This is a genomic window from Pseudomonas sp. EA_65y_Pfl2_P78 (assembly GCF_963970495.1).
In the GTDB taxonomy this organism is placed as follows: Bacteria; Pseudomonadota; Gammaproteobacteria; order Pseudomonadales; family Pseudomonadaceae; genus Aquipseudomonas; species Aquipseudomonas baetica_A.
This window is the reverse complement of sequence record NZ_CAXAON010000003.1, coordinates 278,054-294,523: the sequence shown is the minus strand read 5'-3', so window position 1 is coordinate 294,523 and position 16,470 is coordinate 278,054. Positions and strand designations below refer to the sequence as shown.

18 protein-coding genes are annotated in these 16,470 nt (G+C 57.7%); 14 read left to right on the top strand and 4 right to left on the bottom strand.

Annotated elements, in window-relative coordinates; all coding sequences use genetic code 11:
- Nucleotides 1–2,037, bottom strand: coding sequence for a sensor histidine kinase (locus tag AACY02_RS04925; RefSeq protein WP_339430984.1), 2,037 nt, complete (start codon nucleotides 2,035–2,037; stop codon nucleotides 1–3).
- A gap of 45 nt (nucleotides 2,038–2,082) precedes the next feature.
- Nucleotides 2,083–3,000, bottom strand: coding sequence for a putative 2-dehydropantoate 2-reductase (locus AACY02_RS04920; RefSeq protein ID WP_339430983.1), 918 nt, complete (start codon nucleotides 2,998–3,000; stop codon nucleotides 2,083–2,085).
- Between the two features lie 140 nt (nucleotides 3,001–3,140).
- Here AACY02_RS04920 and AACY02_RS04915 point away from each other — a divergent pair, with 140 nt between their 5' ends.
- Together AACY02_RS04915 and AACY02_RS04910 are read left to right on the top strand one after the other, a co-directional pair.
- The gene (locus AACY02_RS04915) at nucleotides 3,141–3,626 is read left to right on the top strand and encodes a YajQ family cyclic di-GMP-binding protein (protein WP_027619814.1); all 486 of its coding nucleotides are present in this window, start codon (nucleotides 3,141–3,143) and stop codon (nucleotides 3,624–3,626) included.
- A 184-nt stretch (nucleotides 3,627–3,810) separates the two neighbouring features.
- The gene (locus tag AACY02_RS04910; protein ID WP_339430982.1) at nucleotides 3,811–4,653 is read left to right on the top strand and encodes a mechanosensitive ion channel family protein; all 843 of its coding nucleotides are present in this window, start codon (nucleotides 3,811–3,813) and stop codon (nucleotides 4,651–4,653) included.
- Nucleotides 4,654–4,808: 155 nt separating this feature from the next.
- On the opposite strand, the gene AACY02_RS04905 is transcribed toward AACY02_RS04910, so the two are convergent.
- Nucleotides 4,809–6,080: an OprD family porin gene (locus AACY02_RS04905; protein ID WP_339430981.1), complete on the bottom strand. Its 1,272-nt coding sequence runs from the start codon at nucleotides 6,078–6,080 to the stop codon at nucleotides 4,809–4,811.
- An 895-nt stretch (nucleotides 6,081–6,975) separates the two neighbouring features.
- Between AACY02_RS04905 and AACY02_RS04900 the strand changes: the two genes are divergently transcribed.
- The gene (locus tag AACY02_RS04900; protein ID WP_339430980.1) at nucleotides 6,976–7,401 is read left to right on the top strand and encodes an HIT family protein; all 426 of its coding nucleotides are present in this window, start codon (nucleotides 6,976–6,978) and stop codon (nucleotides 7,399–7,401) included.
- A gap of 3 nt (nucleotides 7,402–7,404) precedes the next feature.
- On the top strand, nucleotides 7,405–7,611 hold the full coding sequence (locus AACY02_RS04895; protein ID WP_339430979.1) for a SlyX family protein: 207 nt from the start codon (nucleotides 7,405–7,407) through the stop codon (nucleotides 7,609–7,611).
- A 75-nt stretch (nucleotides 7,612–7,686) separates the two neighbouring features.
- Here AACY02_RS04895 and AACY02_RS04890 read toward each other — a convergent pair whose 3' ends face one another.
- The gene (locus tag AACY02_RS04890) at nucleotides 7,687–8,289 is read right to left on the bottom strand and encodes a cold-shock protein (protein ID WP_221730684.1); all 603 of its coding nucleotides are present in this window, start codon (nucleotides 8,287–8,289) and stop codon (nucleotides 7,687–7,689) included.
- Between the two features lie 311 nt (nucleotides 8,290–8,600).
- Between AACY02_RS04890 and AACY02_RS04885 the strand changes: the two genes are divergently transcribed.
- The 10 genes from AACY02_RS04885 to tolQ all read left to right on the top strand — a co-directional run bounded on the left by AACY02_RS04885 (nucleotide 8,601) and on the right by tolQ (nucleotide 16,458).
- Nucleotides 8,601–9,071, top strand: coding sequence for a Dps family protein (locus AACY02_RS04885; RefSeq protein WP_339430978.1), 471 nt, complete (start codon nucleotides 8,601–8,603; stop codon nucleotides 9,069–9,071).
- 182 nt (nucleotides 9,072–9,253) lie between these two features.
- The gene (locus tag AACY02_RS04880; protein ID WP_339430977.1) at nucleotides 9,254–9,568 is read left to right on the top strand and encodes a ribbon-helix-helix domain-containing protein; all 315 of its coding nucleotides are present in this window, start codon (nucleotides 9,254–9,256) and stop codon (nucleotides 9,566–9,568) included.
- A gap of 156 nt (nucleotides 9,569–9,724) precedes the next feature.
- The gene (locus tag AACY02_RS04875; RefSeq protein ID WP_064119106.1) at nucleotides 9,725–9,946 is read left to right on the top strand and encodes an FmdB family zinc ribbon protein; all 222 of its coding nucleotides are present in this window, start codon (nucleotides 9,725–9,727) and stop codon (nucleotides 9,944–9,946) included.
- A 108-nt stretch (nucleotides 9,947–10,054) separates the two neighbouring features.
- Nucleotides 10,055–11,830, top strand: coding sequence for an aspartate--tRNA ligase (gene aspS / locus AACY02_RS04870; RefSeq protein WP_038366634.1), 1,776 nt, complete (start codon nucleotides 10,055–10,057; stop codon nucleotides 11,828–11,830).
- Between the two features lie 129 nt (nucleotides 11,831–11,959).
- Nucleotides 11,960–12,706 carry a YebC/PmpR family DNA-binding transcriptional regulator gene (locus tag AACY02_RS04865; RefSeq protein ID WP_122589593.1) on the top strand — a complete coding sequence of 249 codons (747 nt, stop codon included), beginning with the start codon at nucleotides 11,960–11,962 and terminating at the stop codon, nucleotides 12,704–12,706.
- A gap of 158 nt (nucleotides 12,707–12,864) precedes the next feature.
- On the top strand, nucleotides 12,865–13,392 hold the full coding sequence (gene ruvC, locus AACY02_RS04860; protein WP_007962095.1) for a crossover junction endodeoxyribonuclease RuvC: 528 nt from the start codon (nucleotides 12,865–12,867) through the stop codon (nucleotides 13,390–13,392).
- A gap of 114 nt (nucleotides 13,393–13,506) precedes the next feature.
- Nucleotides 13,507–14,115, top strand: a complete 609-nt coding sequence (gene ruvA, locus AACY02_RS04855; protein ID WP_123467207.1) for a Holliday junction branch migration protein RuvA — start codon at nucleotides 13,507–13,509, stop codon at nucleotides 14,113–14,115.
- On the top strand, nucleotides 14,116–15,177 hold the full coding sequence (ruvB, locus tag AACY02_RS04850; protein ID WP_221730687.1) for a Holliday junction branch migration DNA helicase RuvB: 1,062 nt from the start codon (nucleotides 14,116–14,118) through the stop codon (nucleotides 15,175–15,177).
- Nucleotides 15,178–15,305: 128 nt separating this feature from the next.
- Nucleotides 15,306–15,773: a tol-pal system-associated acyl-CoA thioesterase gene (ybgC, locus tag AACY02_RS04845; protein ID WP_339430976.1), complete on the top strand. Its 468-nt coding sequence runs from the start codon at nucleotides 15,306–15,308 to the stop codon at nucleotides 15,771–15,773.
- Entirely contained in the window at nucleotides 15,763–16,458 is a 696-nt protein-coding gene (tolQ, locus tag AACY02_RS04840) for a protein TolQ (RefSeq protein ID WP_007912733.1), read from the top strand. Before ybgC ends, tolQ begins: the two co-directional genes overlap by 11 nt.
- The last annotated feature ends 12 nt before the right edge of the window (nucleotides 16,459–16,470 follow it).

The window sequence follows — 16,470 nt, the reverse complement described above, 5'->3', positions numbered from 1 at the left end:
TTACCTCGATAGTTGATGGGTTTGGGCCGCAACGGGCGCAGGTTGGGCCAGCGGAAGGCGCAGGGTGAAGCAGGTGTCCTGGCCCGGCGCCGATTGCACCTCCATCTGCCCTTTGTGGTTATTGGTGATGATGAAGTACGACACCGACAACCCAAGGCCTGTGCCCTGGCCGACTTCCTTGGTGGTAAAGAACGGTTCGAAAATGCGTTTACGCACGTTCTCGCTCATGCCGATGCCGTTGTCCTCGACCTGAATCTCGGCCCACGGTGGATTGAGCCTGGTACGCAGAATGATTCGCCCCGGCTCGCTGTCGTCTTCGCGTTGGTGAATCGCTTGCGCGGCGTTTTTCAGCAGGTTGAGCAGGACTTGTTCCAGTTCGTTGGCCGTGCCTGGAACCGGGCCGAGCGCAGGGTCGAACTGACGGATGATCGCCTGTCCCTTGAAGTCAAAACCGATGGCCAGATCGAAGTCGTTGCCAGCGATTTCCACCGCTTGATCAATCAGCGCCGGCAAATCACACGGGGCCAGTTGCCGGGTGCTACGACGGCTGAAGCTGAGCATGTGGGTGACGATTTTCGCCGCCCGGGCGCCGGCCTGCTGAATGCCATCGAGCAATTTCGGGACTTCTCGGCCCTGCAGGTAGCGGTTGACCGTGTCGAGTTCAATGCCCAGCTGTTCGGCGGTTTCGAGGTTCTTCGGCAGGTCCGGCGACAGGCGCCGGCGGATGTTCTGCACGTTGTGCAGGATTGCGCCCAGCGGGTTATTGATTTCGTGGGCCATGCCTGCGGCGAGGCCGCCGACCGAGAGCATTTTCTCCGACTGCACCATCATTTCTTCCAGCGACAGGCGTTGGGTGATGTCGTCGATGCGGATCACCACGCCACGCCCGGCGCCGCCCATCAGCGGGTAGAACGTCAGGGCGTAGTGCTTGGGCTCGTCGTCCTTGAACCAGGTTACGCGCTCGATTTTCGCTACCGTGTGTTGCTCTACGGTTTCCTTGAGCTGCGGCAGAAACGGCTTGAGCGGTTCAAACGCCAGGAAGATCGGCTGGTTCAGCGCTTCGTCGAGTCGCGTGCCGGACAGGGCACTGGCTTCCTGGTTCCACTGGGTGACGTAGAGCTGCTCGTCGAGGGCGATCAGCGCCGAGGGCATGGAGTCGATGATGCTGTTGAGGTAGTTCTGGAAACCGGTGAGTTTTTTCTCGATCTTGCTGCGCACCTGGACCTCCAGTTCCAGTTTGCGGTTGGTGTGGCGGGTTTCTTCGGCCAGCCCCTGAGCTTGATCGAAAGCGGCTTGCGAGTCGTCGCGGGCGCGTTTGAGCTGCTGTTCGCGGGCTTCGATGCGCGAGAGCATGGTGTTGAACGCCTCGGCAAGACTGCCGATTTCGTCGTGGTTACCGCGCGAGGCGCGCAGGGCGTAGTTCTCTTCGCGGGTGACCTGGCGCGAGAGTTCTTCAAGTTCGTGAATCGGGCGGGTGATCAGGCGTTTGATCTGCCGGGCAATCACCAGCCAAAGCAGCACACTGAAAATCAGGATGCCGAGACTCGCGGTCAGCGTGCCGGTGTAGAACGCCATCGGCAATTCGCTGCTGGCCACCAGCAACAGATGACCGGGTGAAGTGCCAGGGCGGGGCAGGGTGATCAATTGATTGCTGCGAAACTCGGTCAGTTGCCAGGCTTCGATGTGCCGATCGTGTTCCGGCAAGTTGAGCTTGTCACCATGCTGCACTTGCGCCAGTCGTTCGCCATTGCCGTCATACAGGGCGGCGGCGCGCAATGGTGAATAGCTGTCGAGCTCCTTGAGCAGGCGTTCGGCGCTGCGCGGCGATTGCAGGGCTTCGCTGACCAGACTTGGGTTGGCAATCAGCCGGCCGATGGTCTGCAAGGCTTGCGGGGCCATGCTTTCCTGGGAGATGTAATAAGCGGCGCTGATAAAAGTCAGGTTGGCGACGAGCAAGACAGTGGTCAACAGCACCAGCAGGGCGGCCAGCAGTTTCTGGCCGACGGGCAGGTTTTCGAGGCGCTGGCGCAATGGCATCAGGTTTATCGCAGCAAGGGAACAAGTGGCCAGCGTAGCCGCTGCTCAGTCGCTGGGCAATCCGAGGCTGTGCAGATGAGCGACCAGTCGTTGTTGCAATTGGCTGAGGTGCGGCAAGTTGAGTTGATGGCGTGCGGCGACTTTGCAGGCGTGCCCCAATAGATAGCTGATCTCGGTGCGTCGCTGGTTGGCCACGTCTTGATACATCGATGAGTAATTGGCAGCGGTGGCCTGGATCACTCGTTCCACTTCCTGTTGCAGGTTGTCGGCGGCTGCCGGTTGGCCGCAACGCTGAAGCAACTCCGCCAGTTCTGCGCACAACGTGGCCACTTCGCAGTGGTGCGCCTGCAAGCCGCCATTGCGGCAGTTGTGCAACACGGTCAGCGGATTGATCGCGCAGTTGAGCGCCAGCTTGCGCCACAGCCGGGTGAGGATGTCGGTGCTCCATTCATGGGGAATATTCGCTGCCTCCAGATCATCCAGCCAGATCGGCGCTACCGGGTGAGCGGCATCGCCGAGCCAGGTGTAACCGTGGCCGGCAAACACCACGCGCCAGTCGCCATCGCGGAACGCGCCTTCGGTGCTGGAGGCACTGATGCAGCGTGCTTGCGGCACTTGCGCGGCGACAGCGTCCTGGCTGCCCAGGCCGTTTTGCAGCAGGATCAATTCGGCATCCGGCGCCAGGCGCGGAGCGAGGAGGGCGACCGCGCTTTCGGCATCGTAGGCCTTGCAGGCCAACAACAGGCGACGGATTGGTTGCGGGCTGTCCGGCGTTTCGCCGGGAACTGCATAAGTCTTGGCTTGTCCTTGTTCCACGAGGGTTAATCCGCCGGCTGCCTGATAGCTGTGCAAGCGCATCGCGTCCCGCACGATCAGCCGGACCGGCAAGCCAGCGCAAGCCAGGCGCGCAGCCCAAAGAGTGCCGAGACTGCCGGCGCCAAGAACATGCCAAGGGATAGACATCAGATTTTTGCTCGATTGGTTGCAGGCATGTGCGGCTCGCCGTGTCGGTAAGAAAAGACCCGTTATAATGAGCCCGATTTTAACCGCAAGCCAAGCGCGCTCCATCCTCATCGAGCGCGCCTTTTTATTGGAGAGATTACATGCCGTCGTTCGACGTGGTATCCGAACTGGACAAACACGAACTCACCAACGCGGTCGAGAACGCCGTGAAGGAACTCGATCGTCGTTATGACCTGAAAGGCAAAGGCAGCTTCGAGTTCAAGGAAAAAGACCTGACCGTCAACCTGACCGCTGAAGCCGATTTCCAGCTGGAGGCGATGATCGAGATCCTCAAACTGGCCTTGGTCAAGCGCAAGATCGATGTGCAGTGTCTTGAGGTCAAGGACGCTTACGCATCGGGCAAGCTGATGAAACAGGATGCCGTGCTCAAGGAAGGTATCGACAAGGAACTGGCGAAGAAGATCGTCGGCCACATCAAGGACGCCAAGCTCAAGGTTCAGGCCGCCATTCAGGGCGAGCAGGTGCGCGTTACCGGCAAGAAGCGTGATGACCTGCAAGAAGCCATCGCGGCCCTGCGTGCCAAGGAGTTCGGCATGCCGCTGCAGTTCAACAACTTCCGCGACTAAGCGCTATCCGCACAATCTGTGGGAGTGGGCTTGCTCACGAACGCGGTGTGTCATTGAGCAATAAGGTTCACTGAGACACCGCTTTCACGGGCAAACCCTCTCTCGCTCGGATTTATTTTCCCCGGCGGATTTTTGCGCTACTTATTTTTTGCGTGCCGCGTAGCCGGAAATCAGGAGATAGAACATGGATTTGAATGCTGAAGTGGATAACCTGGTCAAGGCATCCCAAGCGTGGATCCCGATGATCATGGAATACGGCAGCCGTGTGCTACTGGCAGTGATCACGTTGGCCATCGGCTGGTGGCTGATCAACAAGGTCACGCGCAAGCTCGGTGGCTTATTGGCTCTGCGTAACGCCGACCTGGCGCTGCAAGGTTTTATCAGTACGCTGGCCAATGTCATTCTCAAAGTGCTGCTGATCGTCAGCGTCGCTTCGATGATCGGTGTGGAAACCACCTCGTTTGTTGCAGCCATCGGTGCTGCCGGCCTGGCCATCGGTCTGGCATTGCAGGGCAGCCTGGCTAACTTTGCTGGCGGCGTGCTGATTCTGCTGTTCCGTCCGTTCCGTATCGGTGACTGGATCGAGGCGCAAGGCGTGTCGGGTACGGTCGACAGCATCCAGATTTTCCACACCGTGCTGCGGACTGGCGACAACAAAACCATCATCCTGCCGAACGGCAACCTGTCGAACGGCATCATTACCAACACCAACCGTCAGCCAACCCGCAAGGTTGTGTTCGATGTGGGTGTGGATTACGAAGCCGATCTGCAGCAAGCGCGTCAGGTGCTGCTGGATCTGGCCAAGGATGAGCGTGTTCTGCAAGATCCAGCGCCACAGGCGGTGATTTCTACCTTGGGCGACAGCTCGATCACGGTCTCCCTGCGAGCGTGGGTTAAAACCGCGGATTACTGGGATGTGATGTTCATGTTTAACGAACAATCACGGGATCGCTTGAAGGCTGCAGGGATTGATATTCCGTTTCCACAGCGAGTCATTCGTGTGGTTCAGGAAACCGCGCCGCAATAACATCTGGGTTACAACCTGAAGGTTTCGTCGGTGTTGCATTGTTAGGTTGCTATCTAACTAGCAACAATTAAAGACTGTATGAAACCAGATACAAAAAAACGCTCACCTGGATCAGGTGAGCGTTTTTTTGTTGCCGTGTTCGAACTAGCGCTGAATTACAAAATGCTCAGCGGGTATTCGATGATCAGGCGGGTGTCGTTGTTGTCGTTGCCGTTGATGCCGTTATAAGAGGAGTTTGCACGGTAGATCGCGCTACGCAAGCGGAAAGACAGGTCTTTGGCCGGACCGCTTTGCATAACGTACTTGGTTTCGAAGTCGAACTCGTGTTCTTTACCTTCTTCGGCGCCAGTGGTGATGTTGTCACCACGGACGTAACGAGTCATGAAGCTCAGGCCAGGAACGCCGTAGGTTTTCATGTTCAGGTCGTAGCGAGCCTGCCAGGAACGCTCATCTTGGCCGTTGAAGTCGGAGTATTGGATGGAGTTGGCGAGGAAGATAGTGCCACCGCCGTCAACGCCGTAAACATAACCTGTGTCACCGGTAGAGCGCTGGTGAGCCAAGGTGAACTTGTGAGCGCCGATGCTATAGGCAGCTGCGAGGGACCAGATGCGGTTGTCAACATCGCCGCTCAGTTCTTGACCCTGGCTCTTGGAGCGATAGCCGTTGAAGTCGAAGTTCAGGGACTGATCTTCGTTGATCGGCAGGGTGTAGTTAGCGTTTATGTATTGCTTCTTGAAGTAGTCATCTACATCGGAAGCAGCCACGCCAGCTACAAAGTTGTCGGTGAACTGGTAGGTAGCGCCGGCAATGTTGGCGCTGGTCAGGCCTGGGTTGTGCGGTCCGTTGATGCTGTCGCGGCCCATACCAGTCTGCGAACTCAGAGCGGAGAAGCGACCGGCGGTCAGTTCCAGACCTTTGATTTCTTTACTGGTGATGATGGTGCCGGTAGCAACTTCTGGCAGCACGCGGCTGTCGTCTGTCGAGAAGACAGGGCTGGCAACGTATTGGTTACCATATTTCAGGACAGTGTCGGACAGACGGAACTTAACTGCACCGCCAACCTTCGATTGGGTGTCTTCTGGCCGGCCTTCGCTATCACGACCGAACATGCTGTTACCGGTACGGCCACGGCCGCTGTCCAGTTTGATCATGCCATTGGCCAAGGCATCTACACCGACACCTACGGTGCCCTGGGTAAAGCCCGACTCGTACGTAGCACGTAGGCCGAGCCCCGTCTCTTCGCGATAACTTTGCGAAGTGCTGGGGTTATTTTTGAAATCACGGTTCATGTACAGCATACGGCTGTGAACATTCAGGCTCTGATCTTCAAAAAAGCCCTTGGATTCCTCTTGGGAAGACGCCATTGCGAACTGCGAGGTGCCTGCTGCAACAGCCAGGGCGATCATGCTCCACTTCATCACGCGCATCGTGATTTGCTCCTTTGGTTTTTAGAAGAGTACTGCCGTCCCACCTGTTTTATTATCTGGGCGGCTCTTTCTTTTTGTGTCGGCGCAAACTTATATCACGCTGACAATGTTGGCGATACTTGCGAGTCCAACCTTTCACCTTCTTTACGACTCTGTCGCAGATGGCTGGGTAGATGTCGCAAATTCACAGTACCGATGCAATCGGACCGACAACTTTTCGCTGTTTTTCTAGCCTTTTGCATCGCTAAAAAAGAGTCCCTGGCAAAACACTTGAATCTCCATCGGGCAGCCTTGCCACTGTTTTTGTTGGTCTTAAGGCTCCCACGTCCCGTGGTGCGCTTAGAGTCCATATGAGTACGAATGCAACAAGCGTGCACAAACCGCAATTTCGGTGTGGCTTTTTTTCTGAACGCCTGTTTTTACCTGTAAAAGCCTCATAAACACTGGGCGAAAAGCCCCTCGGTTCTCAGGGCTTGACGCGATTGTTCTTATGGTGTTGCCGTGCCGTTGCAAGCGCGTGACAACCAAAAACGTTACCGGTTCACCCCACAGGTGAGTATTTGGCGGATGCCTTGCGCATTGAGCGTAGACGCATTGTGCGGTTTTGGTGCAAAAAATTTTACGGCTGTACCAGATTCATACCGTTCGGGTTGAGGTTGGTCTCAAGTGCTTCAGGGTTTTCGGTCATTTTCGTGTGCTGCTCTTCAATCCGGGGCCCGCGTTGGTGCAGGGTGTCGATAAATGTCCCATCTCGGGGCGTTCGGAGAATGCCCAACGGCATTGCCGTCGTGAAGGCGGGCGCATTCGCAGGTATGCTGCCTGTCTGTCGCTTGGCGCGCCGCCCTCGGGCGAGGCCGCTAAGCTCAATTATGTAGATCAGCCGGGAGTGCGCGCAGTGTTTGCTTTAGATTCACGACTACAACAGGACACCCTTGCCATCGGCGACTTCCCGCTCTGCCGGCTGCTGCTGTCCAACGACGCCAGCTACCCGTGGTTCATCCTGGTACCTCGTCGTGACGATATCAGTGAGTTGTTTCAGTTGGATGTCGCCGATCAACAGCAATTGTGGTTGGAAACCACCGCATTGGCCGAGTTGCTCAAAGACTTGTTCGATGCCGACAAAATGAATGTCGCAGCGTTGGGTAACGTGGTCAGCCAGTTGCACATGCATGTGATAGTGCGAAAACGCGATGACGCCGCCTGGCCAGCGCCTGTGTGGGGCAAGCACCCGGCCAAGCCTTATGGCAGCGAAGAGGTGGCCGCTATTCGCGATCGATTGCGTGTCGTGCTGACCGATGATTTCACCTTTGTGGAGGGCTGAGTCATGAGTCTGGAACAACGCGTTAACGATCTGGAAAGCCGTTTGGCGTTTCAGGATGACACCATTCAGGCCTTGAACGATGTGCTGGTGGCGCAGCAACGGGTGGTCGAGCGCCTGCAATTGCAAATGGCCGCACTGCTCAAGCGTCAGGAAGAAATGGTCGGGCAGTTCGAATCCTTTGAGGAAGAGGCGCCACCCCCGCACTATTGAGCCACAGCACTGTTTTGTGCAGGCATAAAAAAACCGCGAACAGTCTGGCTGTTCGCGGTTTTTTATTGCCTGGGATCAGCGACGCGGCAAAGCCGCGATCACGTCCTCGGCTTGCAGGCCCTTGTCCCGGTTCATCACCGAGAACTCCACGCGCTGGCCTTCGACCAGAACGCGGTGGCCTTCGCCACGGATCGCGCGAAAGTGCACGAAAATATCATCACCGGAATCCCGGGAGATAAAGCCGAAGCCTTTGGACGTGTTGAACCACTTGACGGTGCCGGTATCGCGGTTGGTCATGTCGTAGCTGGTTGGCGCGGCGGCAGGTGAAGATCTATAGAAGCTGACGGCCAGGTGCAGGATTACGGCTGTCAGGGCAATCACCAGGCTGAACAACACCGCTGGTTGGCCGGCGATGACGGGCATCGGCGCGATCAGGGTCAAGGTTTGCAGGACGACAGTCAGCACCAGAAGCGCGCTGACCAGGTTTTGCAGATGCTGGCGCGGGCCTTTGTTCCAGTAAGGAATCACTGGAGCAATCACCAGGTTCAGCAGGCCGAAAAAGGCCAGGTAAAGTGCATCGGGTTGTTGCAGGTAAGGAACGGCTTCGGATTTCAGGCTAGGTATGAACGACAGCAGCAATGCCGCTGCGCCCATCAGCAGGTGGACGATTTTCAACATTTTGAATGGCTCACTTTATAACGGCTCACAAGGAAGAGCTGAAGATGCACGGTTCGCTTCGGGACAAAATAAGAGGCGGTGGACACGTACACGGCATCAGCCTATGCGCGAAACCCCGAAAAACGGGGCGTAGCGACACACTGCCTATTTAACAGCAAAGCCTGCTGCTACTCAAATCAGCCCGGCCAGCGGCACAGCGCCGGTCTTTTTGTCGCAGCCTGTTCAGGTTTTCGAGGCTGCGGGCTGGCGACAGCCTTGCTAGAGTGGGCCTGCACCTGTTGGATGAATTCAATCGCCGTTAGGGGGTAAACATGGCAATCGATATCGGTATCAGTGAAGAGGATCGCAAGTCCATCGTCGAGGGGCTGTCGCGTCTGCTGTCGGACACCTACGTGCTGTATCTGAAAACCCATAACTTCCACTGGAACGTCACAGGCCCGATGTTTCGTACGCTGCATTTGATGTTCGAAGAGCAGTACAACGAACTGGCGCTGGCCGTGGATCTGATCGCCGAACGCATTCGCGCGCTGGGCTTTCCGGCACCGGGCGCCTATGCCACTTACGCACGTCTGTCCTCTATCAAGGAAGAGGTGGGGGTACCGAGCGCTGAAGACATGATCAAGCAACTGGTCGATGGGCAGGAAGCCGTGACCCGCACCGCGCGCGGCATCTTCCCGTTGCTCGACAAGGTCAGCGATGAGCCGACTGCCGACCTGTTGACCCAGCGCATGCAGGTTCACGAGAAAACCGCATGGATGCTGCGCGCTTTGCTTCAAGCATAACCCTGGCATGCGAGCAGGTCTGCGGACTGCTCGCGTGCTGTCCGGATTCGTACCTGTGTCGTTGGCTTATCCTACGGTGATGGTCACCAAGTCATCTGGATATAACTTTGCGTCTGCGCTTTTATGAAGTCACAGGATGTGGCTTTGAAAACAAGCAGAGATGGCAAAGGAGTGTCACCGATATGGTAGAAGGAGACAGGCGGGGCGACAGGATTGTCGGCTTGCCACATGAGTTGAAAGTCGATCCGTTCGTCAACGAATTCGACATGTCATTGATTCAGCCGTTGTCCCGATCCGTGCGTTTGAACGGATACGCGACATGCCTGCGACTTGAGCAGGTTTACTGGAATATCCTCGGCGATATGGCCGCAGATAATTGTTGTTCGATCAGTTCGCTGTTGTCCCACGTTGATCGTGAGGTGCATCTGCGTCATGGCGGCGTGAAAAATTTCAGCGCTCTGGTGCGAGTGGTGTGCGTCATGAACAGGGTCAAGTAAGCCACACCGGTCAATTCGCTTTGACACAGTGGTTGCAAACGAGGTCGCGGCCTGTGCAGTCTTACGGCTGCACAGGCCGCATTTAATGGATATAATCCCGCTCTTTCGCCGCAAAGCCCTGCGCGCGGTGGCAATCTGATCGCCGAGACACCCCCCATGCCGATGTACGATTACCAATGCGCTTCCTGTGGTCATCAGTTGGAAGCCATTCAAAAGATCAGCGAGGCACCGCTGGTCGACTGCCCTGCCTGCCAGGCGCCAGAGCTCAAGAAGCAGCTGTCCATGCCCGGCTTTCGCCTTAGCGGCAGCGGTTGGTACGAAACCGATTTCAAGACCGGAACCAAGAAGAATCTGGCCGGTGGCGACAAATCTGACTAGGGTTCAAACCCCGGTCGAACGACACGCGTGAGTTTCCGTCAGTCGCACAATGCTTGAGTGCGGCGGGATCTCCACCGAATTTCGAATTACGAGAAGCGAACCACTACCATGATGCGCAGCCACTATTGCGGCCAACTGAACGAAAGCCTGGAAGGCCAGGAAATTACCCTTTGCGGATGGGTTCACCGTCGTCGCGACCACGGCGGGGTGATTTTCCTCGATATCCGTGATCGTGATGGTCTGGCTCAGGTGGTATTCGACCCGGATCGCGCCGAGAGCTTCGCCGCCGCCGATCGCGTGCGCAGCGAATACGTCGTCAAAATCACCGGTAAGGTTCGCCTGCGTCCGGCCGGTGCCACCAACGCCAACATGGCGTCGGGCATGATCGAAGTCCTGGGCTACGAGCTGGAAGTGCTGAATGAGTCGGAAACCCCGCCGTTCCCGCTGAACGAGTTCTCTGACGTTGGCGAAGAAACCCGCCTGCGCTATCGCTTCCTCGACCTGCGTCGCCCGGAAATGGCCGAGAAGCTGCGTCTGCGTTCGCGTATGACCACCAGCATCCGTCGCTTCCTCGACGAAAACGGCTTCCTCGACGTCGAAACACCGATCCTGACCCGTGCTACTCCGGAAGGCGCGCGTGACTATCTGGTGCCGAGCCGTACCCATGCCGGTTCGTTCTTTGCCCTGCCGCAATCGCCGCAACTGTTCAAGCAACTGCTGATGGTGGCCGGCTTCGACCGTTACTACCAGATCGCCAAGTGCTTCCGCGACGAAGACTTGCGCGCTGACCGTCAACCGGAATTCACCCAGATCGACATCGAGACCAGCTTCCTCGATGAAAAAGAGATCATGGGCCTGACCGAAGAAATGATCCGCAATCTGTTCAAGGAAGTGCTGGGTCTGGAGTTCGGCGATTTCCCGCACATGACTTTCGAAGAGGCCATGCGTCGTTACGGTTCCGATAAGCCAGACCTGCGTAACCCGCTGGAACTGGTCGACGTTGCCGATCAGTTGAAAGAAGTCGATTTCAAGGTGTTCAGCGGCCCGGCCAACGATCCGAAATGCCGTATCGCTGCGTTGCGCGTTCCAGGCGGGGCGAGCATGCCGCGCAAGCAGATCGACGATTACACCAAGTTCGTCGGCATCTACGGTGCCAAGGGCCTGGCGTACATCAAGGTCAACGAGCGCGCTGCTGGTGTTGAAGGTCTGCAATCGCCGATCGTGAAAAACATCCCGGAAGACAAGCTGAACGTGATCCTCGATCGCGTTGGCGCAGTCGATGGCGACATCGTGTTCTTCGGCGCCGACAAGGCCAAGATCGTCAGCGAAGCGCTGGGTGCACTGCGCATCAAGCTCGGTCACGACCTGAAGCTGCTGACCTGCGAGTGGGCGCCAATGTGGGTCGTCGACTTCCCGATGTTCGAAGAAAACGACGATGGCAGCTTCTCCGCGCTGCACCACCCGTTCACCGCGCCGAAGTGCACGCCGCAAGAGCTGGAAGCCAACCCGGCTGGCGCTCTGTCGCGTGCGTACGACATGGTGCTGAACGGCACCGAACTGGGTGGCGGTTCGATCCGTATCCACCGCAAGGAAATGCAGCAGTCGGTATTCCGTCTGTTGGGTATCGATGAAGCGGAACAGGAAGAGAAGTTTGGCTTCCTGCTCGACGCGCTGAAATACGGTGCGCCGCCGCACGGTGGTCTGGCCTTCGGTCTGGACCGTCTGGTGATGCTGATGACCGGCGCCCAGTCGATCCGTGAAGTGATCGCCTTCCCGAAAACCCAGAGTGCTGCCGACGTGATGACGCAAGCACCGGGTGTAGTGGATGCCAAGGCACTGCGCGAACTGCACATTCGTTTGCGTGAAACGCCAAAGGCTGAGTAAGACGGGCCTGAAGGCGCATCTTCGGATGCGCCTTTTTTCTTTCTGTAGAAAGCAGGTCGAGATTTTTTTGTTTGCTGGCTGCGCGACATGCGCGGCGGGCGACGTTTCAAAGAGAACTCGGAGCGAGTTATGGCAGGTCATTCCAAGTGGGCGAACATCAAGCACCGCAAAGAACGTCAGGATGCCAAGAGAGGCAAGATTTTCACCAAGTGGATCCGCGAGCTGACCGTTGCGGCCCGTCAGGGCGGCGGTGATCCGGGTTCCAACCCGCGTCTGCGTCTGGCCCTGGACAAGGCGCTGAGCGCGAACATGAGCCGCGACATCATCGATCGTGCCGTTGCGCGTGGCGCCGGTGCGACCGAAGCGGACAACGTCGAAGAGCTGACCTACGAAGGTTACGGCCCTGGCGGCGTGGCGGTGATGGTTGAATGCATGACCGACAACCGCAATCGCACAGCAGCAGCGGTACGCCATGCGTTCAGCAAATGTGGCGGTAACCTCGGTACTGACGGTTCGGTGGCGTACCTGTTCGAACGCAAGGGGCAGATCAGCTTCGCGCCGGGCGTTGACGAAGACGCGTTGACCGAGGCGGCTCTGGAGGCCGATGCCGACGACGTGGTCACCCACGAAGACGGATCGATCGACGTTTTCACCTCGTTCACCAGCTTCTACGCCGTACGAAACGCGCTGGAAGCGGCCGGGTTCAAGGGTGATGACGCGGAAATCGTCATGCAGCCGACCACCAGCGCCGAACTGGATCTGGACGGCGCGGAAAAGGTGCTCAAGCTGATCGACATGCTTGAAGACCTGGATGACGTGCAGAACGTCTATTCCAACGCGGACATCCCGGAAGACGTGGCCGCTCAGCTCGGTTAAGAGCGACCAGGCTTGAATGTGGGAGCGGGCTTGCTCGCGAATGCGGCGTATCAGCAGATTTACATGCTGAATGACACACCGCTTTCGCGAGCAAGCCCGCTCCCGTATTGGTCATTCGTCGTTTTGAAAATCGTGTTTTCACCGAACCTGCAGGCGTTATGACTTTAATTCTTGGTATCGACCCCGGTTCGCGTATCACCGGTTACGGCATTGTTCGCGATACCGGACGCGGCGGCTGCATTTATGTGGCCTCGGGTTGCATTCGCACCGGTGCTGGCGAATTGCATGAGCGTCTGCAAATCGTCTATCGCGGTGTGCGTGAAATCATTCAGACCTACGGCCCGGTCACCATGGGCATCGAAAAGGTGTTCATGGCGAAAAACGCCGATTCGGCGCTGAAGTTGGGACAGGCCCGTGGAGCCGCGATTGTCGCCGGCGCGGAAGAATGTCTGGAGATTGCCGAATACACGGCGACCCAGGTCAAACAGGCCGTAGTCGGCACTGGCGCGGCGAATAAAGAGCAGGTGCAGATGATGGTCATGCACATGCTAAAGCTGACCAGCAAACCGCAAATCGATGCATCCGATGCCCTGGCGATTGCCATTTGTCACGCGCACACCCGCTCCAGCCTGTTGCCGCATGGCCTGGGAACAGCACGCAGTCGTGGCGGGCGCCTGCGTCTCTGATAGCATCAGCATCAAATTTACGGAGCGAAAGGTTTGGCGCCTGTGTTGTCGGCCCGACGTCTTCGCTCTGACTGTCGCCAGCCAACGGCTGGCCAACGCTCAAGGATCTGAAACGTGATTGGACGCTTGCGCGGCACCCTGGCTGAGAAACAGCCGCCGCACCTGATTCTGGATGTAAACGGCCTCGGGTATGAGCTGGAAGTGCCCATGACCACCCTTTACCGCCTGCCGTCGGTCGGTGAGCCGCTGACCCTGCACACCCATTTGGTCGTACGTGAAGATGCGCAGTTACTCTATGGTTTTGCCGGCAAGCGTGAGCGAGACTTTTTTCGCGAGTTGATCCGTCTCAATGGTGTCGGGCCAAAACTGGCGCTGGCATTGATGTCGAGTCTGGAAGTCGATGAATTGATTCGCTGCGTGCAGTCCCAGGACACTTCGGCGCTGACCAAGGTGCCCGGCGTCGGCAAGAAAACCGCCGAGCGTTTGTTGGTCGAACTGAAAGATCGCTTCAAGGCCTGGGAAACCTCGCCGGCCATGTTTGCCCTGGTGCCGAACCAGCCGGATGGCCCGGCGCCGGTCAATACCGCCGAAAACGATGCGGTCAGCGCACTGATTTCCCTGGGTTACAAGCCGCAGGAAGCCAGCAAGGCCATTTCCGCGATCAAGGACAAGAATCTGAGCAGTGAAGACATGATCCGCCGCGCCCTGAAGGGAATGATTTAAGTGATTGAAGCTGATCGTCTGATCGCTGCCGCGCATAGCCCGCGTGAGCGCGAAGAAGTCCAGGATCGGGCCATTCGTCCGGTCAGCCTGGCTGACTACATTGGCCAACCGACCGTGCGCGAGCAGATGGAACTGTTCATCCAGGCTGCCCGTGGCCGTAGTGAATCGCTCGACCACACGCTGATTTTCGGTCCGCCGGGTCTGGGTAAAACCACGCTGGCCAACATCATTGCCCAGGAAATGGGCGTGTCGATCAAGAGCACTTCGGGCCCGGTGCTTGAGCGCCCCGGTGATCTGGCCGCGTTGTTGACCAATCTTGAACCGCACGATGTGCTGTTCATCGACGAAATCCATCGCCTGTCGCCCATTGTCGAAGAAGTGCTGTACCCGGCAATGGAGGATTTCCAGCTCGACATCATGATCGGTGAAGGGCCGGCGGCCCGTTCGATCAAGCTCGACCTGCCGCCGTTTACCTTGGTCGGTGCGACCACCCGCGCCGGCATGCTGACCAACCCGCTGCGGGACCGCTTTGGTATCGTCCAGCGCCTTGAGTTCTACAGCACGGCGGATCTGTCGACGATTGTCAGTCGTTCGGCGAATATCCTCGGCCTGCCGCTGGATCCGGAAGGCGCCTTCGAAATTGCTCGTCGTGCCCGTGGTACGCCACGCATTGCCAACCGCCTGCTGCGCCGGGTGCGCGATTTTGCTGAAGTGCGGGCCAAGGGGCATATCACCAAATCGGTTGCCGATCTGGCGCTGAACCTGCTGGATGTCGACGAACACGGTTTCGATCATCAGGACCGGCGTTTGCTGTTGACCATGATCGAGAAGTTCGATGGCGGTCCGGTCGGGATCGACAGCCTCGCGGCAGCGATCAGCGAGGAGCGCCACACCATCGAAGATGTGCTGGAACCGTACCTGATTCAGCAGGGCTACATCATGCGCACACCGCGGGGCAGGGTAGTGACGCGCCATGCGTACCTGCATTTCGGTTTAAATGTTCCGTCACGAATGGGTGAGATGCCCGTGGTAGACGAGTTTCTCGATGCCGTGGACGATTAATACACATTTGTTGTCGATTTATTCAGGGTTTGTACTGTCAGAGGACGGTACTTTTACGGTAAAGCCTTTGAACAACGAAAAAACAGTTGCCTGGCCGGATTGGCAACCTGAGGAGTAAGCACTAGAGTATGCGCGCGCAAAACGGGCTTGAGCCGTTCGCACATCGTTGTCGCGTTTATTACGAGGACACCGATGCGGGCGGCATCGTGTATTACGTTAATTACCTCAAGTTTATGGAACGGGCTCGAACCGAGCGGCTCCGCGAGCTGGGCTTTGCCCAATCGCAGCTGGCAGGGGAGGACCTGTTGTTTGTCGTGCATTCCAGCGAAGCGCGTTACCACGCGCCGGCGCGACTGGACGACGAACTGCTGGTAAGCGCTGAAGTAATCGAATTGAACCGTGCCAGCCTGCGCTTTAAACAGCAGGTCAGGCGGGCTACGGATAATGTGCTGCTCTGTGAAGGGCAGTTTTTGGTGGCCTGTGTGCGCACTAACAGTTTGAAACCCCGGGCCCTTCCCGAAGACCTGCGTGCGGCCTTTGCCGACGTGGGCGGCCCGGGTACACACTCTAAGCAGGAGATAAAGCGTGGAAGCTAACGTCGTCGACCATTCCTCCATGTGGAGCCTGGTCAGCAATGCCAGCATCGTGGTGCAGTTGGTAATGTTGACCCTGGTGGCCGCATCGGTGACCTCATGGATCATGATCTTTCAGCGCAGTAATCTGCTGCGTGCCGGTCGACGTGCCCTGGAGAGCTTCGAGGAGCGCTTCTGGTCGGGTATCGATCTGTCCAAACTGTATCGTCAGGCCGGCAGCAACCCGGATCCGGATTCCGGCGTCGAGCAGATCTTCCGCGCCGGTTTCAAGGAGTTCTCCCGTCTGCGTCAGCAGCCCGGCGTCGATCCTGAAGCCGTGATGGAAGGCGTGGCCCGTGCCATGCGCGTAGCCATTTCCCGTGAAGAAGAGAAACTGGAGCAAAGCCTGCCGTTCCTCGCCACTGTGGGGTCGGTCAGCCCGTACATCGGTCTGTTCGGTACCGTTTGGGGCATCATGAACTCCTTCCGCGGTCTGGCCAGCGCCCAGCAAGCGACCCTCGCCACGGTGGCCCCGGGTATCGCTGAGGCCTTGATCGCCACGGCGATCGGTCTGTTCGCCGCGATTCCGGCCGTTATTGCTTACAACCGTTTCTCTGCACGCAGCGAAACCTTGCTGAGCCGCTACTACACCTTCGCCGATGAATTCCAGGCGATCCTGCACCGCAAAGTGCACACCAGCGAAGAATAAGCAGGTAATTTC